The sequence below is a fragment of the Murimonas intestini genome (assembly GCF_024622195.1).
Lineage (GTDB): Bacteria > Bacillota > Clostridia > Lachnospirales > Lachnospiraceae > Murimonas > Murimonas intestini.
Genome location: NZ_JANKBI010000002.1, coordinates 1 through 26,783, shown reverse-complemented (window position 1 = coordinate 26,783; position 26,783 = coordinate 1). Strand labels below are relative to the sequence as shown.

The window sequence follows — 26,783 nt, the reverse complement described above, 5'->3', positions numbered from 1 at the left end:
CTTTATTTCTGTACTTCCACATAAAACGTATCCAATATCAGCTCATATAAAGCATCATCATCTGCATAGAATTCATCGTACACATTGCCCTTTGCCGCCTTGCCCTGGAGTGTGATCAGGTTTTCTTCTTTGAACTCCATATCCAGAGCCTCTGTGGCCAGGTACACTGCTTTGTCCAGATTCAGGTCTGTCACCATCTGGGCTGAGAGCCCCTGGTAGAGTTCTACCGGAAGGGTGTAATCCTCCTGCACAGCCTTTGAGGCTGTTTTTATGAATTCAGTCAGATACTGCTTCTGCCTGGAGATTCGCTGGTTATTGCTGCCGTCTTCTTCCGAGTTTCTCCATCTTACGAAGCTCTCTGCCTGGCTGCCGTCCAGATGAAGGGTTTCCCCTTTTTTGTATTCCGGGCCGGCATCCTCAAAGTCCTCGGGCACAGTCACCGTTACACCGCCTACTGCATCATTTAGAACCGCGATAGCCGACATATTGACCGCCGCATAGCCGTTGATGGGGATTCCGTAGAAGAGCTTTGACACTGCATCAACCATGTACTGGCAGCTTGTCTCTCTCCCATCCCCAAAGGCATAGGCCAATCCCAGGTGGTTTATGTTCTCTCCGATATAGCTGCCCTTGGCATCGAACACGGGAATCTCCGTCATAGTGTCTCTGGAAACAGCAATGATCGTGAGCTGATTGTCAGCCTCATTGAGGACTGCCATGAAGATCGTGTCTGCCTGGCCGCTCTGACCGGAAAATCCTGTCTCTGATCCCAGTACTTCGCCGCTCTGATCGACTCCCATACAGAGTATTGTAATGATATCCTCATTATACCTGTACGCCTTTCCATTGTGCCAGACCATCCCCGGCTCACTGATCCGCGCTGTGTCTTTTTCTCTGGATTCCATGGCCATACTCACCGAGCTGGCGTTTTCCCTCAGTTCCTGTCCACCTCTCACCCTCAGTATATGGTAAGCGCCAAATACTCCGCCCGTACAGAGCACGAGTATGACCGGCAGGAGCAGAACTATCCGCAGGATGATCCTTCCTGCGCTGCGTTTTTTAAATGCTTCCCTCCACAAGATAACGAGTCCGGCTCCAAGGAAGCCTCCCAGAGTGTTAAACAGGATGTCGTCAATATCAAAGATTCCAAACCTGCCAAACAGCTGTGCCCATTCTATCACCAGACTGAGCACCAGGGCTGCCGCGATGCCCTTCCACAGACCGCGGCTATTCTTCTCTTTTTCATGCCAGGCTGCTATTATTCCCAGCGGGACCATTACCAGCAGGCTGATCAGGTCTCCGGATAGTCCTGCGCCTTCCTGTCCGCTGAGCCGAAGGCTGGCAAAAGGCACCAGCTGGACCTTATACTCGCTTCCTGCCTGTGCTCCCAGGAAGATAACTGCCATTACGATGCCCACATAGATAACTGCAATGAAACATATGCAGTACCGCCTGAGTCTGTCTTTTGTATCGCTTTTCATCCTGCATCCCGGCAAAACCGCCCCGTACAGGAACAATGCTGCAGCTGCCAGCACTGCGGCCGCCAGGTATATGATAAGCGGGACTGTCTCCAGTTCCCGTGAGGCACTTATAATGCCGCCTATGATTTCAGTTAATACTCTCACGCTGCTCCCCATTTCATTCTTTGACAATAAGTTTCAGTACTTCAGGATCTGACTGGTTTCCGTCTATGTCCGTGACCGTGTAAGTCAGGGCATATTCGCCTGGTGTATTCAGGTCATATTCGCCCTTGATGCTGATATTCCTGTATAGAGTATCTCTGTCATCCTTATCATCCTGGATATCCTCTACCAGCAGTATCTTATCTGTAAGTGTAAAGGAATCTCCCACCTTCAGCACTACCTGGCCGGTGGAAAGCTTGAGCACAGGTGCATTCGGGTTTGACGGGGGCTTTTGCTCCGTCTCCTCCTCTTTATCCGGGACTTTCTCCGCAGCCTTTGGTTTAACCGGCTCTGTCTCCGGCAGCATCTCCATTGTTACCTGGCTTGGCTCCCCCATCTGAAGCTTTAGGTTCAGCCCCTCGAAAGAGCGCAGGGTTATCAGGGATATGCCTGTCAACAGGGCCAGCAGCACGGCTGTCACCGCTATTTTTATCTTCATTCCTGTGCTCCTTTCTTATAACGTCTCCTCGGTGTTCATCTCTTTCTCATCCAGTTCTATGTATCTTTTATACTTGCTGTAATGGCCATACCTGCTGTAGCTTCCGTATCTGCCATATTTTCCGTAGGAAGAAAAACCGCCCGGATTTCTGTTGATCAGATATCCTATAAGCTTCTGGTTCTGGATAAACGGAGCTATCCCTTCCCGTATCTGCCTGACTGCAGCCATATCATGGCACACTGCATAAACAACTGCATCCGCATATTTCGACATCATAGCCGCGTCTGTAAACATGCAGGCCGGCGGCGTATCGATGATGATGTACTCGTATTCCTTCTTAAGAGTTTCCATCAGGCCTTCCATTTCCTTCTCATTGATTATGCCTGATGCCGCCCCGCTTATGGTACCGCCCGGCAGTATATCTATCCCGTCCTGCTGCTTGATCAGACCCTCCAGCTTAATGCCTGCTTTGAAATAATCAGAGAGTCCTTCTGTCTCTTCCAGCCCCAGCACCGTCTCCACAGAGGGTTTGCGGAAATCTGCATCCAACAGCAGTACCTTTCTTCCCTTCTGCGCAAAAGCTATAGCCAGGTTTACCGATATCATGCTCTTTCCCTCTCTGGGAAGCGTACTGGTGACCATGAGTACCTGCCGCTTATCAGCAGACATTACGTTTTCTATTCTGGACTGGGCCGCCAGTATTGACTGCTTCAGCCCCCAGTCTACTCTCTTATTTGTAAGCAGGAGCAGAGACTTTGTGCTCAACATACGCTTTTTCAGCTTTACCTCTGGCAGGAGTGCAATACAATTGCTTGAGGTCACCTTCCTCATATCCCCTTCTTTGCGCACAGTCTGCATTGTCAGAACATATATGGTCGCCAGCAGAAAACATATAAACATTCCCGCAAGCGCTCCCTTTGCAGCTGACAGCAGCGGCGAGTGCGTGACAGACGGGCTTTCGGATGCCTCCGATTCATCAACGATCTGCAGCTCCACTGTCCCCACAGATTTCGAGGCCCACTCCGGATATATTTCCTTGAATATCTTTAATAATGTATTCGCATTCTGATAGTTGTTGGCATTCACAGACACCTCAAACAGCGTCCCGCCCTCTGTATAGGAACTTTGAAAACTGAAGTTCTCATTTATTGTGTTTTCCTCTATCCTGTGAAATAAATCGTTTTTAAAATCCTTCATGCCTGTAAGTACAGGCAGCGCCTGGCTGAGACGTCTTGCCAGCGCCCCGTCTATGGCTGTATCTGATGTCTTATATACCGCGTATGTTATCTTTGCAGAGTACTCCGGCATGTATTTCCAATTGTAAAAACCTACGGCACCGATCGCCGCTATTACGGCAAACAGCAAAAACTGGAGCCAGTATTTCTTCAGACAGCGCCAGTAATCCTGCAGCATTGCCTCTAAATCTATTTTTTCATATTCTGAAATAACATCTGCCTGCCGTTCCGCCTGCATTTGTCCACCTCTTTCTGTCATCTCTGCGCCTTATAACCATACCGGTATCCGCCGTATTTTCCATATTTACCATAACTGCCTCCCCCCAGGATCAGATTTCCCCTGGTCATGTTCAGCACACAGCCTATCGCGGATGTACCGGCATTTTCCAGAAGGTCTACCAGGTCATTTACTACTGCAGCCTTTACTTCATCCTGCTTTATAAAAAGGATTGCCGCGTCTGCACTTTTTGCCGTTACCTCCGCATCCCTTACAATTCCCATAGGAGGAGTATCCAGGATCACATAATCCGCCTGGGCTTTTATTTGCTCCAGCAGCTCCCCAAGCTCCTGCTTCTCCAGCAGTTTATCCGGCTCCGGCACTACTTTGAACTGTACAACTGCAGACAGATTAGCTGTCTGCCCGACCGGCTGCAGAGCATCCGCAAGTTCACTTTTCCCCTCCAGCAGGCCTGTCAGTTCTATACCCTTGTCTACGTACAGCTCAAACATTTTTCTCAGCGCTGGCCTCCGCAGATCGCAGTCCACCAGCACTACGCGGTTACCGCGCTGGGCCAGGTTCAGGGCGATATTGGCAGCCCCTGTTGACTTTCCTTCATTCTCCTGCACACTTGTAACCATCAAAGTTTTGTAGTGGTGTGCATCCATCTTCTCCTGCACATTTGTAACCATCTTGTCCACATCTTCTATATAAAACGCGTCTGTCCTGGGATCCGTGATCAGCAGGGCATTCTGCTTTTTCCCTTTTTTCACATAGACTAATTTTCCCAGGATACCTGTCTCCAGCAGCTTTTCTCCCTGCTCTGCACTGTGTATCTTGTCTGTCATCACCGCTGCCATCACTGTCAGCCCCACTCCGACCGCCAGCACTAACATTCCGGCCATAAATGCATAATACTCCGTCCTGGCAGGCAGAGTGATGATACTGTCCGCAGACAATCCCGAAAGCCTCTGCAGCAGATATCCTGTCTCAAAATAACCAGATAACTGGGGGTAATTTTCCAGCCCCGCCTTTAAAAGCCTGAACGCATGCTCTGCAGTGTCGGCTGTAGCGCTCATGGTAATGAGGTTCGTCTGCCCTACCTGGGCCGCCCTCAGGGTACCATTCAGCGCCTCTGTTTCGCTGTTTTTCCGGATCTGCTCCTTTAACATGCTGCTGTTAAGCACGCTCATGCTTCTGCTTACCGCCGTATTTACACTGCCGTCACTCTGCTTGCTGCCCGCAGCGTCCCTGGGCACCACTGCCAGCTGGATGCTGGCCTGATAGCTGTCCTTCATGAAATAATCCAGGGCCACATAAACCCCGATCAGGGTAATACACGCGCACACCACTATGACAAACAAGTTCCTCTTCAGGCAGCGGAAGAGATACTGGTAATCCTGAGCCAGATAATCTCTCCTTATGTCTCTCTGATTCTGTTCCATTCCTGCCTCCTCTACTCCACGACTACGATCAGCCTTGCGCTGCAGTCATACCCCGTATCTTCTGATGTATAAGAATAGACCACAGAATAAATGCCGGGCACGTTGCTTTTCACATCAGAGCTTATATCAATCCTGGAGATATTTACCCAGCTTCCGGGAGACTCATTAGCCTCTTTTTCTGTAACAAGAGTCACCTCGCCTTTTTCCTCCACCTCAACCATGGGCCCGCGGTCGATCAGCAGGGTTCCCTTATCTTCAATATGGTCCAGATAATCCTCCGGGCTAAACCTCCTGCCCTTAGTAATATATATCAGATAATCGCTGAGTACGATCTTCGGCCTGAACATCTGCTCCTCATAGCTGTCCTCAAAAATCTCTACCTGTATGGGCAGCTGGGAGGTATCCCCCACGCTGTTCGACACCTGAAGGGTAAAATTATAAATTCCTGTTTTGGCTTCTGCGACGATGTCCTTCTCTCCCTCTATCACAACAAACGGGGTGATATCCCCGTCCAGACAGTCATCTGCCGTTATATAGTCAAACAGGGACAAATTCTGATTCCTGGAAAATCTCAGCGGCTGTGAAATGCCGAAATGCGGCTGACGGTAATCCCGGTATATGAGTGTCCTTGTCAGTTTTCCTGAATTATTGGAATTATCAAATGCTGCATATGTAATCTCAAACTCATTGCTCTCTCCGTCCGGCTTTTTATTGATGCTCTCTATTACGATGCTGCCGGACACATCTTTGTCCTTCTCATCCCAGGCTGTTACACCCTTTATCAATTCACTGTCCGGCGCGCCAATAGGCACTCTGACCTTGTCATCCGCCGCCGTCAGGACAGGGCCTTCCAGATCTATCTGGCTGCGCTTGTACTCTGTATATTTCCAGCCTCCAATGATCGCGGCCAGGCACAAAATGCCAAGTATTATCCCAGCTTTTTTCATCTTACTCCTCTTTTCTGTCTGTGTTTAAACCAATTGTGGAGCTGCCTTTTAAAATCCTGCTTGGATTCTCAGACAGCCACAGCCGTATCTCAGCGGAGGTAAACATACCTGACAGATACCACATGAGCCGCTGCAGGTCATGCGACCTGTATCTGGTGTCATGGGCGTCTGTGGCTATCACCCGGGCTATGCCGCTTACGAGCAGCTGTTCTGCCGTCATTTTGCATGCCCTGCCAAAATCCCCCGCCAGGCTCCCCTGGTTTACCTGGAGCACATATCCCTGGCTTTCCAGATAATATGCCAGTTCAGTCTCCTTTTGTATAAACATATATCTTTCCGGATGGGCCACCACGATCCTGTATCCCGCGTCCCGCAGCTTACGCAGCTGCCTGCATACATTTTCCCCAGACTGGTCAAAGGGAAACTCTGCCAGAATATAATCTGTCCCGTTTAAGGTCAGCAGTCTGCCCTTTTCCAAAAGCCCGGCCGTGTTCTCATCCACAAAGATCTCCATCCCAGGATACAGTTTCACCGGTATATTCTGTCTGCGCAGAACCTCCTCCAGCTCTGTAAACCTCTCCTGATATTCTTCCAGTGCATATGGATAGTAATTCCCGTGGCTGGTCGCCGCGATATGACTTACGTTAGAAGCAGCGGCCCTGCGGGCCATAAAGACTGCCTCCTCCATACTTCCGGGTCCGTCATCCAATCCCGGCAGAATATGCGAATGTAAATCGACCATCAATCTCTCCCCTGATTCCCTATCTGTCTGATACGCTCCTCTTCCTCTTTCTTGTCATAGTGATATGTAGGCACAATCTCTGAAACGATCGCTTTTATGTGCTCCTCCTCCCGGTAGCTCGCCTCATCCAGCTGGCGGAGCTTGCGCTTAAACCATCCGTCATCCATCTCAATAGGCCTGCCGATATGGATCAGTTCATTTGCCGTTCCTGTCAGCCCTTCCTCATCCATGAGCAGTTCCTCAAAAAGCTTCTCCCCGGGACGAAGCCCTGTATATTCAACCATGATGTCTACATCCGGCGTATAGCCTGACAGACGTATCAGATTGCGGGCCATATCATCGATCCTGACAGGCTCTCCCATATCCAGGACAAATATCTCGCCGCCCTTTGCATAATAGGCCGCCTGAAGTACAAGAGATACCGCCTCCGGTATCGTCATAAAGTAGCGGATAATATTCTTGTCGGTAACTGTCACAGGACCGCCCTCGCTGATCTGCTTTTTAAAGAGCGGAATGACACTGCCGTTGTTTCCGAGAACGTTACCGAAACGGACAGCCACAAAATCTGTTGAGCTGTACTGACGGTTCATCATCTGTATCACCATCTCACCAAGACGCTTGGATGCTCCCATGATATTTGTCGGGTTTACCGCCTTATCCGTGGAGATCATCACGAACTTCTTTACACCGCTCCTAGCTGCCGCCGTGGCCGTATTGTATGTTCCCAGGACATTATTCTTGATAGCCTCATTGGGGCTCTCCTCCATCAGAGGAACATGCTTGTGCGCGGCTGCGTGAAAAACCACATCCGGACGATAATGCTTCATCACCCAGTTGACCCGGTATGTATTTCGCACAGAACCAATCAAAGTGACAAGATTCAGCTGGGGACATGATCTGATCAGTTCCTGCTGGATCTCATAGGCATTGTTCTCATACATATCAAAAATGATCAGCTGTTTGGGATCCGCATGGGCTATCTGACGGCAGAGTTCACTGCCGATAGAGCCTCCGCCCCCTGTGACCAGAACTACCTTTCCTGCTATCGCCGCAAAGATCTCGTCATTATTTACCTTTACCTGGGCGCGGCCCAGAAGGTCGGTGATCTCTACGCTGCGCAGCTTACTGACGCTGACCTCGCCGTTCACCAGCTGATAGACTCCCGGCACCGTCTGCAGACGGCAGCCCGTATCCTTGCAGATATTCAGGATATCCCTGCGGTCCTGAGGCGCAGAGCTGGGAATCGCATATATAATATGATTTATATTATACTTTTTCACCATAGCCGGTATATCATACCTGTTTCCCACAATTGGGATGCTCTCCAGCATCCGCTTCTTTTTATTTGGATTATCATCAATGACACAGCATACTTCCGTATGGATCTTATCGCTGTTGCGCAGTTCCTTTATGAGAACCTGTCCCGCGGAGCCTGCGCCGATGATCATGATCCTGTCATTTTTCTCGACCGGCGCCTCATGGCTGTTCAAATAAAAACGTATCAGGCGGTACGAAAAGCGTACTCCTGTGGTCAGGCAGAAGCTGATCACATAACCTATAAAATACCACGACAGCGGCATATTCAGCCTCATAAACAGCGCTCCCGCCGCATACACGGCCGCTAATATCACATAGGCGTTCAGTATCATCCTCAATTCCGACACACTCGCCAGGCGCCAGATGCTGTGGTACAGCCGGCATATATAAAATACCACCATGCTTGATACCACCCAATACGGCATCGCCACCAGATAGCCCTGTATGTACATCTTCGGAATACTTGTATATACAAAGTCAAAACGCAGAAGCAGCGCCAGCAGATAGGAAGAGAGAATAATCAATACATCTGCAAATGCCAGCAGCAGCGCTTTATGGATCCACAGCAAACCTTTATTATTATTTTCCAGCATTTTTTTCTTCCTCTAATAAAATAATATATATATTCTATGTCTGCATGAACTGTACAAACTATAAAACAGAATATGTTTTGGAGGCAGAACCTGTCCGCCTATTCATTCTTGTTCCTGACAAGATATACTGCCACACCTGCAGCCAGCATCACCACAGTAGCTATTGCCGCCTTCTGACAATTCGCCGGTGCCTGATTTTCCAGCATGTTTCCCACAACTGTCCCAGCCTCAGCTGAAATTCCTGCCAAAAACGGGCATAACAGCATAACGGCAAGCAAAAATACCGCCGCTGCTGTTTTTGTATGTTTCATAACGCACTCCCCCTCATCCTGTGTCTATTGTCCGTTGACTATTATCTATTGTCTGTTTCGTTTTACTCCGGCTGTATATGCCCCGGCACATGAAAGGAAAACTCTTCATCCGTATCTCCGGTACACCCTAAAGTCAATTATAGCTTTACTTTAGTATTTTGTAAATGGTTGTTTTTTATTTTACTCTATATTCATCATAAGGAGGATCAGAATGTTTGGAGAAATTATACAAAATCTAAGGAAATCCCACGGTATGAACCAGGTTGTGCTGGCTCAAAAGCTGGGAGTAACTAAACAGGCAGTCTCTAACTGGGAAAATAACAATATACTTCCGTCAATTGATATGCTCATCAAGATATCCCGCTTTTTTTCGGTAAGCTGTGATTATCTGCTTGAAATTGACCACCGCAGCTTTATAGAAGTCAGCGGCCTTACAATAGAAGAGCTTTCCCATATCCAGCAGGTAATCAACGATATAAAAAAATAAATACCGTGTATACAAAAGAGGCTGAACTCCCCCGCTAAATAACTCCAGCGGGGCAGTCAGCTTCAATTAAGATTCTCCTCATATTAGTATCTCTGTTAATTTAATTAATTTCTAAAACACGACACGCCGAAACGTGTTTCAAACCATGTCAATTATACCATATCAGATACAAAACTACAACTTATACCCCATGATTATAAAATATATGATTATAAAATATGATATTATCACCGGTTACTGCTGTCTGCCTACATTTTATCTCAAAAATACTGTTCTGTCTATGTCGAAAACATAAAACTATATGCCTTTTTCTGACACATTTGCCAAAAAAAGGATTCTACAGCTGTGCATCCTCCCGAAGGTTTTTGTTCTATAGGAAACTTTGTTTCCTATAGAACAAAAAAGCCGTATCCATTCGGATACGGCCTCTCGCTCTACTGCGGGAGATGGGACTTGAACCCACACGTCGTTGCCAACACTAGATCCTTAGTCTAGCCTGTCTGCCAATTCCAGCACTCCCGCTTTTGTTGTGGTCCGCAGTGCTCTTCCCTGCGAACAAAAGGAATTATAGCATTACTTTTTCCAGAAGTCAACAACTTTTTTTAAATTTTTTCAAAAACTTTGACAATTCTTTTTACCCCCCTGCTCCGGAAAGTCCAGGTTCTGAATAAATATCTTCTGGAACAGCGAATCTGACGCCAGCTCCAGAAATTCTACTGAGGCTGCCATCCTTTTGCTCCTCTCATATTCCTCCCTGTTTAACACGGCGATCCTGGCGCCCTCGCCTGCCGCATTTCCCACTGATATTATTTTATCCAGGAGACAGGATGGGATCATCCCCACCTCACATGCACTGCGCGGGTCCATATAATTTCCAAAAGCCCCCGCTATCATGACCTGCTCAATCTCCTGTACCTGAATGCCAAGCTCACGGCAGAGCAGGCTGATACCTGATGCAATCGCCCCTTTCCCCAGCTGAAGCTCCCTGATATCCTTCTGGGATATGTATACAGGCCTTCCATCGGCAGTTTCCCCCTCTTCTGCAAGTACAAAAGCCTGCCTTTTGCCGATCTCCCTTATCCTGTCCTTATATATGACAGATTCCGGTGTATTTAACTTCTCCTTTTTCTGCATCCTGCCTGACGGCAGCAGAAATCCGCTCTTCATCAGAAAAGCCGCTGCATCCAGAAGACCTGAACCGCATATGCCCTCCGGCCTGCCGCCTCCTATCACAGTATAAGACAGATGTCCATCCTCCATGAACACATGGTCGATGGCTCCTTCCTTTCCCCTCATGCCGCACTCGATCCTGGCACCCTCGAAAGCAGGTCCCGCAGCCGTAGAGCATGAGACTGCACGGTCCTTGTTTCCCAGGACCATCTCACCGTTTGTCCCAATATCCAGCAGAAGTGTCATAGACCCGATCCTGTCAAAGCCTGCCCACAGCATACAGGCAGCTGTATCTGCACCCACAAACCCTGCAATATTAGGAAGCATCAGAAGCTCTGCCTTGCTGTTTACCTTGATCCGGCAGTCTGCCGCAGGGATCCGCAGTCCTTCTGTCACTTCCGGCATATAAGGGATCTTCAGCAGCCCTTTCGGCGTAATCCCCAGAAATAAATGATGCATGCAGGAATTCCCCACCACTGAGACAAGAGCCACATCCTCAGGCAAAATGCCGCCCTTTTGGGCAAGAGAAGCCGCCAGCCCGTTTATATCACTGCGGACTGAGGCTGTCAGACGTTCTGTACCTTCCTCCACAGCCATGACAGCACGGCTGATAACATCGGCGCCGAACTGGATCTGGGAATTTAAGCAGCTGTCACGTGCCAGCTCTTCGCCTGTTATCCCATCCATCAGATATCCGGCAATTGTAGTTGTGCCAATATCAAATGACATCAGACACCATCTGCCGCTCTCAGGTTGCTCCCCCTCCATGAAGTCCAGGCCGGGCAGTACTTCCACCTTCTGCCTGCGCCCCTCAGACAGGATCTGCGCCCTGTTTCCTTTTTCCGGCAGTTCCACTGTCATATCCTGATCCACCACAGTCTGGCAGGCGCGGCACACTTTCCTGAAACCCTCCGCCAGAACTGTCACCTGACATTTTCCGCAGGTCCCCCTCCCGCCGCAGGGAGCGTCCGGCTTCTCCCCTGACATCCGCAGGGCCTCCAGAAGCGTAGTTCCCTCCTGCACTAAAATGCTCTTATTTGAAGGACAGATGCGTATCCTGTAATTTTTCATAAACACCTTCCCCCTCTTCCTTAATCTGCGCCTGCCCTCCGTTCTTCTTTAAGCTCCTGCATCAGACGCCTGGCAGCCTTTACAGCCTCCGGAGCATCTTCCGAATAGGCATCAGCTTTTATAGAAGCAGCAAACTTTTCTGTGACAGGCGCACCGCCCACCATAATTTTGAATTTCCGTCTTTCTTTCACTGCATTTAGTTCTGACACTATTTTCTTCATCGCAGGCAGAGTGGCTGTCAGCAGAGCGGATACTGCTACAATATCCACATCCCTGTTCTTCTCCGCTGCTTCCACAAATTCATCCCCCGATACATCCACCCCCAGATCCAGCACATTAAATCCGCTGGCTCTGAGCATGGCTGCCACGATATCTTTGCCGATGTCATGAAGATCCCCCGAAACTGTTCCGATTATCACATTTCCGGGGCTGTCATCCGCACTCCCGCCCAAATAAGGCTTCAGGACGGCGATCCCTTTCTTCATTGTTTTAGCAGAGAGCAGCATGTCAGACACAAAATACTCATTTCGATGAAACTTTTCCCCCACAGCTTCCATAGCAGGCATCATTGCGCTGTTCATGATCTCTTCAGCTGAATAACCTGCCCCCAGCGCCTCCTTTACGATACGGCTGATATTTTTAGTATCTCCTTCGTCCACCGCACAAAACACAGCCGTTACTTTTTCATCCATAAGAACCCCTCCTGTCGGGTTCCATTATATCAAATAACAGCTGCATTATCAATCAAGGAGCGTCTGTCAAAGCTTCCTCCGTGACCGTCATACCCGCTGGAACGGTCAGAAAACGCTGTTCGGGCCACGGGCCGCTGACCAGCTCTTTTAAATACTCTACTGTACCTTCTGCCGTCTGGCACCTCAGTGCGAGGATATCCGCCGTCTTCTCAGCTTCCCCCCGCACCTCGGATATTTTATACGCTCCTGTATCCAGTATGACCAGCCTGCTGTAATTCTTCATCATTTCCCGGAGCAGCCGGACGGCCCTGACTGCCCCGCAGCGCATCTTCAGATGTTCATACTCATTCCAGATGGTGCGTCCTCCCTGTATCCATCCTTTCGTCAGGAAATATGTCCCTTCTTCCTCAGTCATTTTCCTGCGCCTTTCCTGGCTGCCCAGAAGAAGGGTGATACAATCCTCCACCTTTGGCATCACCAGCTCACAGCTGCCGTTTTTCAGTCCCAGAACTGCATTTCCACAATAACCCATGCAGAGGATGATCCTGCCGGCATGGCTGATACTGTCGAGTATCTCCTGCAGCTTCTCCCTTAAAAGCTCCGGAGTATTGTGGAGTCCCTGGGGTATCCATATACATGGAAAGGAATATCCCAGCTCCTCAAAAACCATGTCAAGCTCATCCTGAAGGACACTGCAGGCTATTATGACTGTTCCTGTCATTTTGACTTCTCCTGTCCTTCTCTCACAGGCCCTATTCGTCCGGCCCGGTAAGCACGGTTATATCTTCTGCAGAACCTGTCCCTGCCCAGGAGGGCTTCCACAGCCAGCACTGCAGTATAGATATCCCTGTTTGCTGGATCGGCAATGGCTGAATCCATTCCCGCATACATGGCCAATGCCAGGAAAAACTGGTTCACAGCTTTCCTGCAGGGCATCCCATAAGAAACATTCGAGAGGCCTGAAGTTATCTTTACCCCGGGATACCTCCTCTTTATCTCCTTCACAGCGTCCAGGAAATTTATGACGGAATCATTCACCGCTGAGAGCGATAATACAAGAGGATCAATATAGATTCGCTCCGGCGCAATCCCAAAAGAGGCGGCCTTCTCAATTATACGCACCGCTATTTCTACCTTCCTGTCAGCCTCAGCCGCTATCCCGCTGTCATCACATGTCAGTGCTATCACATCCCAGCCATTTTCACTGATGGCGGGAAAAAGTACATCCATCTTGTCCCCTTCCCCGGAGACTGAATTCACGATCCCTCTTTGAGTGACCATAGGCAGAAGCTCTTTTAAAAGATGTGGGTTGGGGCTGTCCACACAGAGGGGCATATCAGTATGGGACTGGACAGTGTCTATTAGCCAGATCATGTCCTCCTTCTCCAGCTCAGGCGCCCTGCCGGAACATATATCCAGATAAGCCGCCCCCGCTTCGGCCTGTTTGTCTGCCAGATCCAGGATGAATGCCTCATCCCGCCTTTCAATTGCCGCACAGACGGACGGGATGGCGCCGTTTATTTTTTCACCGATGATTATCACAAATAACGCCCCCTTATTTATGCTGCATGTGACCATTCCCTGCACATTTTGATCGTATCGGCAGGATTGACTGCCCAGGAATCCGCTCCCACCACATCACATACGGCCTGGTTGACCGGAGCGCCTCCTATAATGATTTTTACATCCTGGCGCATGCCTGCATCCTTAAATGCCTCTACAGTGGCTTTCATGGCGTCAATAGCCAGGGTCAGCACACCGCTCAGCCCTATAATTGTAATGCCCTCTTCTTTGGCCGTTCTGACAATGTCAGAGGGTTTCACGTCGATCCCCAGATCGATCACACTGAAGCCGCTGGCCTCCAGCATGGCCTTCACAATATTTTTCCCTATGTCATGCAGGTCACCTTCCACAGTGCACAGGATCATCTTTCCCATGCTCTCCCCCGTGGATTTCAAAAGGGCCGGGCGGATGATATCCATAGCTTCATTCATAAGCTCTCCGGAAAAAATCAGGTCAGAGACAAAATATTCCTGGGTCGCAAAACGTTCCCCCACGATATTCATTCCTTCCTGGCAGGCTTTCATGGCCTGTCCCGCCTGCTCTCCTCCGTCTTCCATCACTTTATTCATGATCTCCAGAACCACGTCTTCCTCCAGGTCCCCCATTGCCTCTTTCAGCGCTTCATAATCCAGCATACTATTCTACCTCCTTCTTTCTCTCTACTGGCATAGTCCGTATACGAATTTAACTATGTCATCCTCCAGCCTGGTTATCATATCTTTAGCACTTTCAGGTGTGTTCGGATTTTCTTCCAGATACTGCTCCCATGTTTTATAATATTTGCTTTCAAAAGCTCCCACTTCAGAATGCACGTAATCTTCCTTATGGAATTCCTCGCCTGCCTTCTCTCCCGGATTGCTGTACACTCCGTAATCGCGCACAGTCTCACATACAGCGATCAGATTGTCCAGGTTGATGTCGTCATATACAAGGGCGCTCTTGTCGAATCCGAAAATAAACTTTCCATGGGGCATCATGATGTCCAGGAATTCCTTTGTCTTGTCAATACATTCCTGCCTGGTGCAGGTCCGCAGTATGCCTAATGGAAAAAGGCCAGTCAGTATGAATCTTCTTCCCAGCTTCTCTTTAATCACTGCAGGGTCTCCCTGCTCAAACTGCAGCTGGGTATCTACCGGAAGCTCCATAAGGTAGTCCAGATACCTCATCCAGTTGTGCTCGCAGAATCCGTTAGAATGATATCCCATTGATGCATAGTCTGTCACCTGCCTAAGCCACGGCTTCCACCAGAGCTCTGCAAAATCTTTTTCTTTGAGGAAGGTAGCCAGGTGCAGCGGGAAGAATGCATGACCGTAATTTGTTACCTTCTGGGGCAGGCCTACCTTATAATTCAGCGGATAGACTGCCTCTACAGCCGCCTTCACCTTCTGCGGCATCCTTCTGATATCAAGGGACATGCCGCTCAGGCTGCGCAGTGTATCTGTCAGTATATCAAGCGGTGCATATACACCAGTTCCTGTTCCCGGCTCCGCGCTGTAATAGCCGTATTTCTCACTCAGCTTCCTTATCAGCTTCATGCTCTCACCCATCACCGCATTGCTGGCTGTCATAGCCTGGGCTGCTGCGAACATGCACCTTCCCGGTGTATCCAGCTCCTTAAAATTCCTGGGCAGTACACGCTCTATTATGCAGTCATAAGGATTTTCAATAAATGCGTCGTAATCCTCAGGATAGAATCCCACATGGTTCGGGTGCTGCATAAATCCTGTATTGCTCACCTTCATGTTATTGGCTCCCAGGGTCTGGTATTTTGCTGGCAGCAGGATCGTGCCCGAATAGACACATACATCTGAGAAAACCATGCTGCACAGCTCATCCGCTGCCTTTTCCAGCTTCTCCGGATGCCAGAGGGCTTCCTTCCCTGATATTCCGGCGTACCCGGCCACTACATTTAAAGAAAGCCCTACATTGACCGGCACCCTCTTTGGTATCTTATTGTCGTAGACATCACAGAATAACTGCTGTCTCTCCTCTCTAAGCTTTACTGCATCCTCCATATTACAGCCTCCTTTTCGTTTTGAATGTCTTATTTTCTTACAGCATATTAATACATAGCTCCTGAGACAAACGGTATCCACAGAGCCGCCAGGATGATCCAAAGCACAGAGATAATGATCCCTGCCTTAGCCAGCTCTTTGATCTTCCAGTATCCCTTTGTGTAGGACATCAGTACTACCGCATTCAGGGGCAGTATGGTTGAATTTGAAGCAAAGATCCCCACTGTTATGACTGCCATGACAGGATTTAAATGCAGGGCCTCCGCCATTGTATAGACAGGTATTATCAGCATAGAGACAGCTGCAGGACCCACAGGGATCACCAGCAGTACGAGAGTTACCAGCAGCCCCAGCATCACCACCATTGACATTGCACCCATGCCCGGAAATGCCGATGTGATCCTGTCCGCCGCCAATTGTACCAGCCCGGTATCCTTGGCCAGTGTCCCCAGTGATACAGTGGCTCCTCCCATCAGAGGGATCTCCCAGGGGACTCCATCCCTGAATTCTTTCCACGAGAAAGCATTCACCTGGGGCAGCACCATACAGGCCAGCCCTATCACCGCCACTGTAGTCGTATTTAAGGCAGTGACCCATGTGCCTGCCACCCAGGCCACGATCATAAGCCCTACTATTACAAGTATCTTCTTCTCCGCAGGATGGCTCTTCTTTTCCCTCTGTATCTTCTCGATGAACTTCTCAGTCACCTTGCCTGGAAGCGCCTCCACACGGTAGAACCATATCAGGATCAGCCAGGCAGCCACCAGCAGGACCAGGGATATGGGAAGCCCCGCCACGCACCACTGCAGAAAAGTCACATGTATCCCGGCATTGTCCTTCAAAAGATTCAGGGCAAGTACATTTACTGTAGATCCCATAGGAGTTGCCGTCCCCCCTATCACAGATGCCAGGGGCAGGGACAGCAAAAGCACCTTGCCAAGCCTTCTCTCCTGCTCCTCACCCCACTCCTCCCTGAGTATTTCCAGAAGGCTGAGGGCAAAGGCCAGAAAGATAACTACTGCCGCGATATCGCTCATGATCATGGATATCAGATATGTAAGAAGCATAAATGCAAATATGATCTTCTTTGCATTTCCCCGGCATATTTCAAGCAGCTTCTTGAGCAGCCTGGCAGATATACTCGTCTTCCTGATAGCGATCGCCACGCCGAAGGAGGCGATCGTAAAATAGTGGGAAGGATTTGCATAGCCCGCAAAGGCCGCCGACATAGAAGGCATCAGGCCCAGGAGCGGTTCCAGTATCACTACCAGCAGGCTGGATATCCCTATGGGTATCGGCTGCCTGACCCAGAGCAGCACCGCAAAAAGGATCAGACAGGCCGCGCTTACCATCTCTTTAGAAAAGCTTCCCATACCCGGCAGGAATATCGCCCCTGCCAGCAGGACGGCAGCTGCCAGAAGGCTGATCAAATTACTTTTGCCGGAATTTTCATTTACTGCTGCCATATTAATCCTCCTCATTTAAATTCCATCGCCAAAGGCGGTTTTAAATAGATTTTGCATATAACTGTGAAGGTACTGTACAGTTATGTTTTTTATAATTTCAGTGTAGAATCTTTCGCTGTTATCCCCGCTGCAATATCTTCATTGATCTGTGCGATCCTCTTATCATTGAGAGGGAACAGAAGCACAAACACAAGAGACAAAAGCGACATGACAAACGGGATCCAGGAGAACAGGTTTCCAAGCCCGCCCACAAATGCAGATGTGATTTCCCCGCCTGCTGTCACAGCATCCAGGTTGACCGCCATAAGGACACCGCTTCTGATAAAGGTAGCGATCAGGACGCCTGAGGTTATTGTCAGAGAATAGATCGACATTGTAATGCCGTCCAGGCGGTTGCCTGTCTTCCATGCGCCGTAATCAGACGCAGCGGCAAACATCGGCATAATATAGTTCTCCAGCATGCCCATGAAAAAGCTGGAAACAGCAAAGATAGCGATAAAGCTGTATGCAGTGAGGTTCTTAAAGGTCAGGGCCAGGATTCCCACCACTGCCACATGGGTGATCATACACATGGAAAAGCATCTCTTTGTCTCTTTGAATATCTTTTTCCACAGTGGTCCAAACATTACGCCTATGATGGCGGCCAGGTTAAATACCACCATAAATGTTGCCATATAACTGAAATCGCCAAATACATATGTAAAAATATATGTAGCGCATGTCACATATACAAAATAGTAGCCTTTGTGGATTGCCATAAATGCAAACATTGAAAGGAGAGCTTTGTTAGTGAAAACTGTCTTGAACATAGTAGACAGCGGGATATTCTTTTTCTTTTCCCCTGTAGCTGTCCGGCTTCTGGCGATGGCATTGCGTTCTACGTATGATCCTCTCAGTCCGATGGCCAGGGCTACGTAGAAAGCAATGGTGATCAGTCCGATGATCAGGCCCAGCACTGCATATGCATTTGTCTCACCCATTGACGCTGTAAAAGCTACAAGTACAAGAGGGATGATATATCCGAATACAGTCTTTCCACCGTCACGGCCGATCTTCTGGAACATGGCAAAAAACTGTCTGTCAGAAGGATTTGTGGAAAGCAGCGGATATACAGCCGCTATAGGTGTGGCTGATACAGGACCAAATATGGCAATCACTACTGAGAGTATCAGTGCCACGATCCCCGTATTGGCTCCCGACACTCCCAGGGCAGGCAGTGCGAACAGAAGCATCCAGGCGCTGTAGACTACAATGGTACCTCCAATGATGAATGGATAATATTTCGCCTTCTTAAATGAGAAACGGTCCAGAAATGTGCCGAATATAGGCCCTCCTATCCACCCCACGATCGTCTGGACAAGACTGAGGAAGCCTGAGAAAGCAGCCGAGAGCAGATATACATTTGTATACAGGAATGGGGCATACGTTGAAAAGTAGGCTTTATTAAAGCCTCCCCCCAGCTCCGAGGCCGGCCACAGGACTTTTAACAGCTTTAAACGTTTTTTATCCTCTTTCTTTTGCTGTTCACTGATAGTTACTTCTTCTGGCATAAATGATTCCCCCTTTTCTTTTGTGACGCTGTTTTTTGACTTTTAATAATGTTTATATTTATTTAACTAAATACTATCATCTGCATTTTCTATTGTCTAATATCTTTTTCGCATGTCTCATTCCAAATCAGAATAACAAAAATCCGGACTTCCGCTTTAACTGCGGAAAATCCGGATCTTTCAATATCAGTCTTATTTAATTGTCCGCCCTGCTCCGGCCGGACCCCGCCTCATACCGGCAGAGCGCTGCCCTGCACGCTTAACAGGCGCCTATTGTGCCTATGCCGGCTATCTTCCAATCTCCCCGCCCGGTGTCATCTATCCTTTTGAAGTACTCCCGCGCCAGCCTCTTAAATTCCAGTACTACTTCATTTGTCTCCCCCGCTCTTCCTGCCATCAGGATACCGCTCTCAGTTTCGGGAAGGTCATAGTAAACACAGTCCTGGTTGTAATACTCCTGCATATACCTGTCAGTGATAAATATCTCGTTGGATTTCCTGACACTGAGAGACATACCTGAAAAATATTTTGTATAATAGGAAATCCTCGGGGTGAATCCATGGGCATTGCACAGCCCGTTTACCATCTCCCCGAAAAAACGGTCATTAGGCAGAACGAAGCCCTGCATGCGCAGATCCTCTATGCAGATATTTGTTCTTCCCGCCAGAGGATTTGATTTCAGCATCCCCACTGACCAGCAGCAGTGAAGCACCATCTCCCAGCTGATATCCTCCCTGTCAAAGAGATCCTGACGGTAGGAATTTACAAGCACCACATCTATCTCATTATCCAAAAGCCCCTTTAACTGTTCCGAGATGCTTTCATTCTCTATCCTCACATCAATGCTTGGATTCCTCTCCTGGAATTTATGTACCACAGGAAGCAGGAAAGCCTGTGTCTGTGCAGAAGGAGTTGTGGTGACAACAAGCCTGGGATTATTGCAGGCCTGGATCTCTGTCGCCTTTAACAGCACATCCTGAAACCCTGAGAGCATCTTCTTCCACTCCTTAAAAAGCTCTTTACCTGCCGGGGTTACTTTTACGCTTGAATTCTTCCCCCTGATAAAAAGTATGATCCCCAGCTGTATCTCCAGATCAGCTATCTTTTTGCTCAGCGTCGGCTGAGACAGATGCATCTCTGCCGCTGCCTTAGTAAAACTCTTGTTGTCTGCCACGCTCAGGCAGATCTGGATCTGCTGTAAAGTAATACCTCCAATGTCCATATATTTCATGATACCTTCCCCCAATAGTCCAAAACACTGTTACTGTTCACTCCGACCAGTAACACGCTCCGCGGGACGGAGACGTGTGAATAGTAACCAAGCACTTTCCTATGCGTTTTCCATACGCATGCCAATAACATTATCTACCATAATTCTATCTGTTTCACGGATGTTTTACAAGGAACTTTTACAGTTACTATTCACACGTCACCGTCCCGCGAGGTGTTTTCGTGCGTATTTTGCACGAAAATCACGAGGGCTGTGGCGCGAAACGGCGCTTTTGGCCGTTTCTGTGCATCGCGAAGCGTCCGGTCATATTTCTTAATGCCCAAATTAACCGAATAATACGTACTTTAAAAAAAATTCAATTTTTTTCTAATTTTGTGTTGACAAACATAAAAATATATTGTATTATAATGCCTGTGAGTTGCGAAACACAACTTCACAAAATAAAGAAACGTGCGGAAGTGGCGGAATTGGCAGACGCGCAGGCTTCAGGTGCCTGTGGTAGCAATACCGTGTGGGTTCAAGTCCCATCTTCCGCACTCTTTTTTTGCCCTAATGCAAAAACTTAGTCAAAGCCCCGCGGCAGCCGCCAAATGCACATGCAGGCATGCACACTTGTCTCGCTGCCTGCAGGAATAAAAAATCCAGGTCCTCATCTCTGAGTCCTGGATTTTTTATTTTTGAGCATTCATCCTCTGATATGGAAGCTGCTCTCCTGCACTGCCGGAATCTCTTCTGATTCCACATTGTCTATCTGAATGAACATGCCCTCATGGAGCTTTGAAAGCATCAAGGCTATCTCATCTGATGTGCCCTGCAGCTCCATCTCCACTCTGCCGTCCCATCCGTTTCTCACCCATCCTGTCACTCCCAGGGACTGCGCCAGATGCATGGCCCTGTAACGCAGTCCTACGCCCTGTACGCGCCCTGAGAGGACAATATGCCTTCTGACCTTCATATGGCTGCACCGGGCCTACAATGCCGCCAGGAAACGCTCAAATGCCTCACGTCCCTCTTCTGTGCACTTATAGACACCGGCGTGCTCCAGCACCTTCATAAATACTGCGCCGATCTCATCCTGCAGGATCTTCTCTACATTGTCGTCTCCGATCCTGTCGTATTTATTCCTGATCTCATCTACCCATTCAGCATGCTTTTCCAGCTCCTGGACCTCCCGCACATCCCTGCATGTAGTCAGGTATTCCATGAGCTGCTCCATCTCCCCCTTCAACCTTGCCGGAAGCACCGCCAGTCCCATCACCTCAATCAGGCCGATATTTTCCTTCTTAATATGATGAAGCTCGGCATGGGGATGGTATACGCCCAGAGGATGCTCCTCCGTGGTGATATTATTCCTCAGGACAAGGTCCAGCTCAAAGAATTCTCCCCTCTTTCTTGCAATAGGAGTTATCGTATTGTGGGGTTCCCCATCTGTCTCTGCATAGATAAATGCAGCCTCATCCGTATAACCTCTCCAGACTGTCAGTATATGGTCCGCCAGGCCGACCAGCCTCTCTGTATCCCGGCTCCTGAGCCTGATGACAGACATTGGCCATTTTACAATGCCAGCCTCCACGTCCTCATATCCGCCGATGGTGATCTCTTTCTCAACAGGAGCTTTAGCCATGGCAAATTCATAATTTCCTCCCTGGAAGTGGTCATGGCTCAGGATAGAACCGCCCACGATCGGAAGATCAGCATTAGATCCCACGAAATAATGGGGAAACTGCCTTACAAAATCCAAAAGCTTTGCAAAGGTTGCCCTCTCAATCTTCATGGGGATATGCTTTGTGTTGAAGACAATACAGTGCTCATTGTAATACACATACGGTGAGTACTGAAATCCCCAGTCGCTGCCGTTTATTGTCACAGGTATGATCCTGTGATTCTGCCTTGCAGGATGGTTTACCCTGCCTGCATATCCCTCATTCTCCCTGCAGAGCAGGCATTTGGGATAGCCGCTCTGCTTTGCCAGCTTGGCTGCAGCTATGGCTTTAGGATCCTTCTCCGGCTTCGACAGGTTGACAGTGATGTCAAGATCTCCATATTTTGTTGGAGTCACCCATTTCATATCCTTCTTGATCCTGTATCTTCTGATATAATCTGAATCCTGGCTGAGCTTATAATAATAATCTGTAGCTTCCTTCGGGGACCTGCTGTAGAGCTCCCTGAACCTGCCCGCCACCTCATGGGGTCTTGGCACCAGAGTCCCCATCAGCTTTGTATCAAAGAGATCCCGGTATACTACTGTATTGTCGGGCAGTATCCCTTTGATCGCGGCAAAATCCAGAAGATCATTTAACACCTCTTCCAGGTCTATCTCCTGATTTACATAATCTTCCGCGTCAGCAGGCTCCTCAAATTCCTCCAGCCCCATTACTTCCAGAATAGAATTGATCGTGTATACCCTGTCTTCCTCTGTTATCAGCCCTGTCTGAATCCCATACGCCGCCAGTCTGCATATATCTTCACATACCATACTCGTTCCCCTTTTCTGTTTTTTACCTTATTATACACCAGAGGGCAAAACCTCCGCCTGACTGCCTGTTTACAGTGTTACAGGGCCGTCCCCTATCTCCACTGCATAGAAATCTGCAGCATAGCCTATCTTTTCCTTATAAGCTCTGCCGACTTTGTCCATGAATTCAGGAATGGCTTCATCCTTTACAATGCTTACCGTGCAGCCTCCAAAGCCTGCGCCTGTCATCCTGGAGCCGATCACTCCTTCTATCTTCCAGGCTTCCTCTACCAGAGTATCCAGTTCGATGCCTGTCACTTCATAATCATCACGCAGAGACACATGAGACTCATTCATGAGCTGCCCAAACATGGCTATATCATTGTTCCTGAGAGCCTCCACAGCCCGTATGGTCCTCTGGTTCTCGTATACTGCATGTTTTGCCCTGCGGACTCTCACTTCATCCTTAATAGCTGCCCTGCACTCCTCAAATTCTGCCTCTGACAGCTCTCCCAGGCTCTTTATATCCTTCACCCGGCGTATCTCTTCCAGCGCAGTCTCACATTCTGAGCGTCTCTCATTATATTTTGAATCTCCCAGCCCTCTCTTCTTATTGCTGCATGCAATCACAAGCTTCGCGCCTTTTAATTCCACAGGCGCATACTGGTATGACAGATCGCTTGTATCCAGAAAGATAGCATGTCCTGCCTTTCCCATGGCAATAGCAAACTGGTCCATGATACCGCAGTTTACTCCGTTGAACTGGTTCTCAGAGAATTGTCCTGTCAGCGCCAGGTCTGTGTTTGTCACTTCAAATCCAAACATATCCCTGAGGATATATCCTGTCAGAACCTCCACAGAGGCTGAAGATGAAAGCCCTGAACCGTTGGGGATATTTCCAAAAAGCATCAGGTCCATTCCTGCCGGGATCTCATACCCTTTCTGTCCAAAAGCCCACATCACGCCCTTGGGATAATTCGTCCATCCTGCTTCCTTATCCGGCTTCAGTTCATCGAGACTGCTCTCCAGTATTCCCAGCTTTTCAAAATTTAAAGAAAGGAAACGCAGCTTCCTGTCCTCCCTCTTCCTTGCTATCCCATATGTACCAATGGTCAGAGCGCACGGAAACACATGGCCGCCGTTATAGTCAGTGTGCTCCCCTATAAGATTCACTCTGCCAGGTGCAAAATAAGCCCTGATATCTCCCCCTTCCCCAAAATACTCTGCGAATTTCTTCATCAGCTCAGCTTTCATTTTCCTTCTCCTTTTCTTTATTTTTTTCTGTTCCTCGTTTGTCCGATCATTTTAGCGTTATTGTTTAAAAACAATATTTCTGTTTCAATTGCATTATACTACAAAATATAGATTTGTCCACTGGTTTAAGAAAGTTTAATAAAAAAACTTAAGAAGAATATTCTGGGGATGGTCACCGAATCCCTCACCGAACAGATTGACTCCGCCCACATGGCCTGCATCCTCTTTTATGCCTATGCGCACAGAGATATACGGGCCGCCCGTGAGATGGTAATCCTCTATCTGCAGGGCGCTTACTTTCCTGCCATCCAGCTTTGTCCCTTCCCTGGCGATACACCATGTCTTCAGCATGCCGTACTGTGTATTCTTATCAGGCCACCACTCCGGATTCAGCTTGCCCCTCCTGCCCCCGAAATCACTTGGGCATTCCCAGGTGCCTGCGTCCACCCCATTGATCCAGACCGTTATGTCCGAGGGACATTCCATATTATAATCGGCAGTCTCAGAGCATATTTCCATAGAAAGCTCCACCTTCTTAAGTTCCTCTTCCCTGACGCCTACATTTGGAAAACGGTACTCCAGGTAGCCCCGTCCAAACCAGATGAGCTGTGCAAACACTCTTTTCGGATTATAAAAGCATCTCGGCTCATCCTCCTCATCAATATGCCCGTCACTGCCCACTATGCCGCAGGTAGGCCATGCCTCATAATCCACAAAATTCCCTATGGGCATACTCACGATCTGAACCTGATGCTTCTCCCCATCGGGCACATCCAGCTCGATCTCCAGGCTGTCCGCTGTCTTCATGCACACCTTCATGGAACCCCTGATACCAGGCTTTAATTCTGTCCTGATAAGACCCGCCTCCTCCAGCACCCTGACATGCATGGCCGCAGATGAGGGAGGGATATCCATCTTCTCCGCTATCTCATTGATGCTCAGTGGCTCTTTTCCCAGAAGCTTCAGAAGCTCCAGCCTCGTCTTAGATGACAAAGCCTTTCCCACAGCCGCCAGCCCCTTATCCTCCAGATTCATACAAATTTTCCCATTCATTCTGTCTTTTCACCTTCTCAATCCCGGTACTGCCCGGCTCTCAGCTGCATTCAACCTGATTTCCCGGAATATTTCTGCCTTCGATTTATTCCCGCGAACAATGAGCCAAGTGAACATGCTTGCATGTGCATTTGGCGAATGCCGCGGGGTCTTTGATTCCAAAATAATTTTCTTGTTTTATTATATCACAGTTCATTCCAGCAGCATAGCTGGAAAACTTGCTCCCGTAGGTCAAATGCCCCCTGATTTTCTGAAAAAACCTAAATATATATTTACTTTTTTCAAAAAAGAATATAAAATATCCAATATAAGCAACGATAAACTATTACTCCATACATTTGGATGCGTAAAAGGAGGGCTTTATATGAAAATGATATTCGCAATTGTACATGATGAAGACAGTGGTTTTGTAATAGACAACCTGACAAAGCATGAATTCATGGTGACAAAATTGTCCAGTTCAGGCGGTTTCCTGAAGCGCGGCAGTACAACGCTGCTCGTAGGCACTGATGACGACAAGGTGGACAATGTCATCAATATCATCAAGGAAGAATGTTCCAACCGCCGCCAGATCACAGTCAATGCGCCATACGTATCAGGCGGGGTGCAGCCTATCAGCTATGCTTCTGTCCCTATGAACGTGGAAATAGGAGGCGCCACTGTATTCGTGATCGATGTGGCACAGTATATGAAGATCTGATGATGCTTTTTGCATCACGTATTAAGACATGTATTCAAACGTCAAAAACGCCGCCGTCCCGGTCTCTCCTCTCCGGTACGGCGGCATTCTTTTATCATTCACCCAATGTTAAAAAAGATTTATCTCTCCGGCCCCGCTCACTGCGCAGGCCGGAGAATCAACAGATAACCATAAAAAGTTTACGCCCTATAAACTTATTTTGATTTCTTTTTGGCAATCAGAAAATACGGCACTGCCACGAACACGGCTCCGCCTATTAAATTGCCTATTGTAACAATCAGCAGATTCAGGAAATAACCTCCAACGCTCACGGATGTTGTTCCCGGATTAAGTAATCCCACGCCCATAATACTCATATTTGCAACGCTGTGCTCACAGCTGCAGATCATGAATACAAAAATACACCAAAATACCATTATAAGTTTTGCTGCCTCATTCTTCAGTTTGAAGCTGCACCACACAGCCAGGCAGACCAGGATATTGCACAGTATTCCTCTTGTAAGCATCTCCATAGGGGTCAGTGACATTTTCGTTTCCGCAGCTGACGCAAAGTGCGCTGCCACATCCCCTGACGGTATGCCCGTCAGCTGGAATATGCCGACCAATATCCATGAGCCCACAAAATTCCCTATATAACAGACGACCCAGAGCTTTATCGTATCTGACCATGAGGCGGTTTTACCCAGGACCGCCGAGGTCATCACGAAGTTATTTCCTGTAAAAAGCTCGGCGCCTGCCGCAATGACAAGGCTTAGGGCCGCTGTAAAACAGAATGCCATTACCGCCTTTGTCATAGGGTCATTTGCCATTTTCAGAGGAGTGCCCATAACGAAGGTTACAAATGAACCAAAAGATATGAACATCCCCGCTACCATGGAGGATACAAAATATCCGCCCGGATTTGTCTTCAAAAGATTTACTTTACCCTTACCCGCACTACATACCGCCTGGAATTCCTCATCAAACATATCATTCTACCTCCTCCAGTTCCCTTCTGAATTACCGGGACTCTGACCGTCTTAGAACAATCCTGAAATCTTTCCATTCTCGTCTACGTCGATTTTCTCAGCTGCAGGTACCTTCGGAAGGCCTGGCATTGTCATGATGTCCCCTGTCAGGGCCACAATGAAGCCTGCTCCCGCTGATAT

25 protein-coding genes and 2 tRNA genes are annotated in these 26,783 nt (G+C 48.5%); 3 read left to right on the top strand and 24 right to left on the bottom strand.

The features are described 5' to 3' along the window. Positions 1-2: 2 nt before the first annotated feature. The 8 genes from NSB28_RS04115 to NSB28_RS04080 all read right to left on the bottom strand — a co-directional run bounded on the left by NSB28_RS04115 (position 3) and on the right by NSB28_RS04080 (position 8,928). Positions 3-1,625 carry an LCP family glycopolymer transferase gene (locus tag NSB28_RS04115; protein WP_257497462.1) on the bottom strand — a complete coding sequence of 541 codons (1,623 nt, stop codon included), beginning with the start codon at positions 1,623-1,625 and terminating at the stop codon, positions 3-5. A gap of 13 nt (positions 1,626-1,638) precedes the next feature. Continuing rightward, on the bottom strand, positions 1,639-2,121 hold the full coding sequence (locus NSB28_RS04110; RefSeq protein ID WP_109625307.1) for an immunoglobulin-like domain-containing protein: 483 nt from the start codon (positions 2,119-2,121) through the stop codon (positions 1,639-1,641). 15 nt (positions 2,122-2,136) lie between these two features. Continuing rightward, a complete protein-coding gene (locus NSB28_RS04105; protein WP_109625306.1) occupies positions 2,137-3,615 on the bottom strand; it encodes a CpsD/CapB family tyrosine-protein kinase in 1,479 nt (492 codons plus the stop codon). After that, positions 3,612-5,018, bottom strand: a complete 1,407-nt coding sequence (locus tag NSB28_RS04100) for a tyrosine-protein kinase domain-containing protein (RefSeq protein ID WP_109625305.1) — start codon at positions 5,016-5,018, stop codon at positions 3,612-3,614. Before NSB28_RS04100 ends, NSB28_RS04105 begins: the two co-directional genes overlap by 4 nt. Positions 5,019-5,029: 11 nt before the next feature. Beyond that, positions 5,030-5,965 carry a hypothetical protein gene (locus NSB28_RS04095; RefSeq protein ID WP_109625304.1) on the bottom strand — a complete coding sequence of 312 codons (936 nt, stop codon included), beginning with the start codon at positions 5,963-5,965 and terminating at the stop codon, positions 5,030-5,032. 1 nt (position 5,966) lies between these two features. Further along, entirely contained in the window at positions 5,967-6,707 is a 741-nt protein-coding gene (locus tag NSB28_RS04090; RefSeq protein WP_109625303.1) for a tyrosine-protein phosphatase, read from the bottom strand. Beyond that, positions 6,707-8,617, bottom strand: a complete 1,911-nt coding sequence (locus NSB28_RS04085) for a polysaccharide biosynthesis protein (RefSeq protein ID WP_109625302.1) — start codon at positions 8,615-8,617, stop codon at positions 6,707-6,709. Before NSB28_RS04085 ends, NSB28_RS04090 begins: the two co-directional genes overlap by 1 nt. 98 nt (positions 8,618-8,715) lie before the next feature. Then, on the bottom strand, positions 8,716-8,928 hold the full coding sequence (locus tag NSB28_RS04080; RefSeq protein ID WP_109625301.1) for a hypothetical protein: 213 nt from the start codon (positions 8,926-8,928) through the stop codon (positions 8,716-8,718). 211 nt (positions 8,929-9,139) lie between these two features. Here NSB28_RS04080 and NSB28_RS04075 point away from each other — a divergent pair, with 211 nt between their 5' ends. Beyond that, complete coding sequence (locus NSB28_RS04075) at positions 9,140-9,415, top strand: helix-turn-helix domain-containing protein (RefSeq protein WP_109625300.1); 276 nt, start codon at positions 9,140-9,142, stop codon at positions 9,413-9,415. Positions 9,416-9,853: 438 nt separating this feature from the next. Here the strand turns inward: NSB28_RS04075 and NSB28_RS04070 are convergent. The 10 genes from NSB28_RS04070 to NSB28_RS04025 all read right to left on the bottom strand — a co-directional run bounded on the left by NSB28_RS04070 (position 9,854) and on the right by NSB28_RS04025 (position 20,173). Then, positions 9,854-9,937 (bottom strand) — tRNA-Leu (locus NSB28_RS04070). A 90-nt stretch (positions 9,938-10,027) separates the two neighbouring features. Continuing rightward, a complete protein-coding gene (locus NSB28_RS04065; protein ID WP_109625299.1) occupies positions 10,028-11,656 on the bottom strand; it encodes an ASKHA domain-containing protein in 1,629 nt (542 codons plus the stop codon). Between the two features lie 20 nt (positions 11,657-11,676). Next, on the bottom strand, positions 11,677-12,348 hold the full coding sequence (locus tag NSB28_RS04060) for a cobalamin B12-binding domain-containing protein (RefSeq protein WP_109625298.1): 672 nt from the start codon (positions 12,346-12,348) through the stop codon (positions 11,677-11,679). Between the two features lie 52 nt (positions 12,349-12,400). Further along, a complete protein-coding gene (locus NSB28_RS04055; RefSeq protein WP_109625297.1) occupies positions 12,401-13,069 on the bottom strand; it encodes a DUF1638 domain-containing protein in 669 nt (222 codons plus the stop codon). Further along, entirely contained in the window at positions 13,066-13,890 is an 825-nt protein-coding gene (locus tag NSB28_RS04050) for a methyltetrahydrofolate cobalamin methyltransferase (RefSeq protein ID WP_109625296.1), read from the bottom strand. Before NSB28_RS04050 ends, NSB28_RS04055 begins: the two co-directional genes overlap by 4 nt. 17 nt (positions 13,891-13,907) lie before the next feature. Then, on the bottom strand, positions 13,908-14,546 hold the full coding sequence (locus NSB28_RS04045; RefSeq protein WP_109625295.1) for a cobalamin B12-binding domain-containing protein: 639 nt from the start codon (positions 14,544-14,546) through the stop codon (positions 13,908-13,910). A gap of 24 nt (positions 14,547-14,570) precedes the next feature. Further along, positions 14,571-15,926 carry a uroporphyrinogen decarboxylase/cobalamine-independent methonine synthase family protein gene (locus NSB28_RS04040; RefSeq protein WP_109625294.1) on the bottom strand — a complete coding sequence of 452 codons (1,356 nt, stop codon included), beginning with the start codon at positions 15,924-15,926 and terminating at the stop codon, positions 14,571-14,573. A 47-nt stretch (positions 15,927-15,973) separates the two neighbouring features. Further along, the gene (locus NSB28_RS04035; protein ID WP_257497463.1) at positions 15,974-17,392 is read right to left on the bottom strand and encodes an SLC13 family permease; all 1,419 of its coding nucleotides are present in this window, start codon (positions 17,390-17,392) and stop codon (positions 15,974-15,976) included. Positions 17,393-17,481: 89 nt separating this feature from the next. Next, positions 17,482-18,942, bottom strand: coding sequence for an MFS transporter (locus NSB28_RS04030; protein WP_109625292.1), 1,461 nt, complete (start codon positions 18,940-18,942; stop codon positions 17,482-17,484). A 259-nt stretch (positions 18,943-19,201) separates the two neighbouring features. Beyond that, complete coding sequence (locus tag NSB28_RS04025) at positions 19,202-20,173, bottom strand: LysR family transcriptional regulator (protein WP_109625291.1); 972 nt, start codon at positions 20,171-20,173, stop codon at positions 19,202-19,204. A 452-nt stretch (positions 20,174-20,625) separates the two neighbouring features. Here NSB28_RS04025 and NSB28_RS04020 point away from each other — a divergent pair. After that, positions 20,626-20,709 (top strand) — tRNA-Leu (locus tag NSB28_RS04020). Positions 20,710-20,858: 149 nt separating this feature from the next. Here NSB28_RS04020 and NSB28_RS04015 read toward each other — a convergent pair. From NSB28_RS04015 to NSB28_RS04000, 4 genes are all read right to left on the bottom strand, one after another. Continuing rightward, positions 20,859-21,128 carry an acylphosphatase gene (locus NSB28_RS04015; protein WP_109625290.1) on the bottom strand — a complete coding sequence of 90 codons (270 nt, stop codon included), beginning with the start codon at positions 21,126-21,128 and terminating at the stop codon, positions 20,859-20,861. A 15-nt stretch (positions 21,129-21,143) separates the two neighbouring features. Next, on the bottom strand, positions 21,144-22,649 hold the full coding sequence (gene galT, locus NSB28_RS04010; protein WP_109625289.1) for a UDP-glucose--hexose-1-phosphate uridylyltransferase: 1,506 nt from the start codon (positions 22,647-22,649) through the stop codon (positions 21,144-21,146). Between the two features lie 69 nt (positions 22,650-22,718). Beyond that, a complete protein-coding gene (locus tag NSB28_RS04005) occupies positions 22,719-23,882 on the bottom strand; it encodes a galactokinase (protein WP_109625288.1) in 1,164 nt (387 codons plus the stop codon). 135 nt (positions 23,883-24,017) lie between these two features. Beyond that, positions 24,018-24,935 (bottom strand): ArsR/SmtB family transcription factor, encoded by a 918-nt coding sequence (locus tag NSB28_RS04000; RefSeq protein WP_109625287.1) that lies wholly within the window; start codon positions 24,933-24,935, stop codon positions 24,018-24,020. 364 nt (positions 24,936-25,299) lie between these two features. Between NSB28_RS04000 and NSB28_RS03995 the strand changes: the two genes are divergently transcribed. Continuing rightward, positions 25,300-25,635: a cyclic-di-AMP receptor gene (locus NSB28_RS03995; protein WP_109625678.1), complete on the top strand. Its 336-nt coding sequence runs from the start codon at positions 25,300-25,302 to the stop codon at positions 25,633-25,635. Positions 25,636-25,829: 194 nt separating this feature from the next. On the opposite strand, the gene NSB28_RS03990 is transcribed toward NSB28_RS03995, so the two are convergent. Continuing rightward, on the bottom strand, positions 25,830-26,603 hold the full coding sequence (locus NSB28_RS03990; protein WP_109625286.1) for a formate/nitrite transporter family protein: 774 nt from the start codon (positions 26,601-26,603) through the stop codon (positions 25,830-25,832). Between the two features lie 51 nt (positions 26,604-26,654). Beyond that, a partial coding sequence (locus NSB28_RS03985; RefSeq protein WP_257517587.1) for a formate--tetrahydrofolate ligase occupies positions 26,655-26,783 on the bottom strand: 129 nt, incomplete at its 5' end.

Coding starts and splice junctions, on each gene's coding strand:
- NSB28_RS04075 (WP_109625300.1), top strand. CDS start 9,140: ATGTTTGGAGAAATTATACAAAATCTAAGGAAATCCCACGGTATGAAC.
- NSB28_RS04060 (WP_109625298.1), bottom strand. CDS start 12,348: ATGGATGAAAAAGTAACGGCTGTGTTTTGTGCGGTGGACGAAGGAGAT.
- NSB28_RS03995 (WP_109625678.1), top strand. CDS start 25,300: ATGAAAATGATATTCGCAATTGTACATGATGAAGACAGTGGTTTTGTA.
- NSB28_RS04110 (WP_109625307.1), bottom strand. CDS start 2,121: ATGAAGATAAAAATAGCGGTGACAGCCGTGCTGCTGGCCCTGTTGACA.
- NSB28_RS04055 (WP_109625297.1), bottom strand. CDS start 13,069: ATGACAGGAACAGTCATAATAGCCTGCAGTGTCCTTCAGGATGAGCTT.
- NSB28_RS04030 (WP_109625292.1), bottom strand. CDS start 18,942: ATGCCAGAAGAAGTAACTATCAGTGAACAGCAAAAGAAAGAGGATAAA.
- NSB28_RS04090 (WP_109625303.1), bottom strand. CDS start 6,707: ATGGTCGATTTACATTCGCATATTCTGCCGGGATTGGATGACGGACCC.
- NSB28_RS04045 (WP_109625295.1), bottom strand. CDS start 14,546: ATGCTGGATTATGAAGCGCTGAAAGAGGCAATGGGGGACCTGGAGGAA.
- NSB28_RS04095 (WP_109625304.1), bottom strand. CDS start 5,965: ATGAAAAAAGCTGGGATAATACTTGGCATTTTGTGCCTGGCCGCGATC.
- NSB28_RS04000 (WP_109625287.1), bottom strand. CDS start 24,935: ATGAATGGGAAAATTTGTATGAATCTGGAGGATAAGGGGCTGGCGGCT.
- NSB28_RS04035 (WP_257497463.1), bottom strand. CDS start 17,392: ATGGCAGCAGTAAATGAAAATTCCGGCAAAAGTAATTTGATCAGCCTT.
- NSB28_RS04100 (WP_109625305.1), bottom strand. CDS start 5,018: ATGGAACAGAATCAGAGAGACATAAGGAGAGATTATCTGGCTCAGGAT.
- NSB28_RS04015 (WP_109625290.1), bottom strand. CDS start 21,128: ATGAAGGTCAGAAGGCATATTGTCCTCTCAGGGCGCGTACAGGGCGTA.
- NSB28_RS04065 (WP_109625299.1), bottom strand. CDS start 11,656: ATGAAAAATTACAGGATACGCATCTGTCCTTCAAATAAGAGCATTTTA.
- NSB28_RS04025 (WP_109625291.1), bottom strand. CDS start 20,173: ATGAAATATATGGACATTGGAGGTATTACTTTACAGCAGATCCAGATC.
- NSB28_RS04105 (WP_109625306.1), bottom strand. CDS start 3,615: ATGACAGAAAGAGGTGGACAAATGCAGGCGGAACGGCAGGCAGATGTT.
- NSB28_RS04080 (WP_109625301.1), bottom strand. CDS start 8,928: ATGAAACATACAAAAACAGCAGCGGCGGTATTTTTGCTTGCCGTTATG.
- NSB28_RS03990 (WP_109625286.1), bottom strand. CDS start 26,603: ATGTTTGATGAGGAATTCCAGGCGGTATGTAGTGCGGGTAAGGGTAAA.
- NSB28_RS04085 (WP_109625302.1), bottom strand. CDS start 8,617: ATGCTGGAAAATAATAATAAAGGTTTGCTGTGGATCCATAAAGCGCTG.
- NSB28_RS04040 (WP_109625294.1), bottom strand. CDS start 15,926: ATGGAGGATGCAGTAAAGCTTAGAGAGGAGAGACAGCAGTTATTCTGT.
- NSB28_RS04005 (WP_109625288.1), bottom strand. CDS start 23,882: ATGAAAGCTGAGCTGATGAAGAAATTCGCAGAGTATTTTGGGGAAGGG.
- galT (WP_109625289.1), bottom strand. CDS start 22,649: ATGGTATGTGAAGATATATGCAGACTGGCGGCGTATGGGATTCAGACA.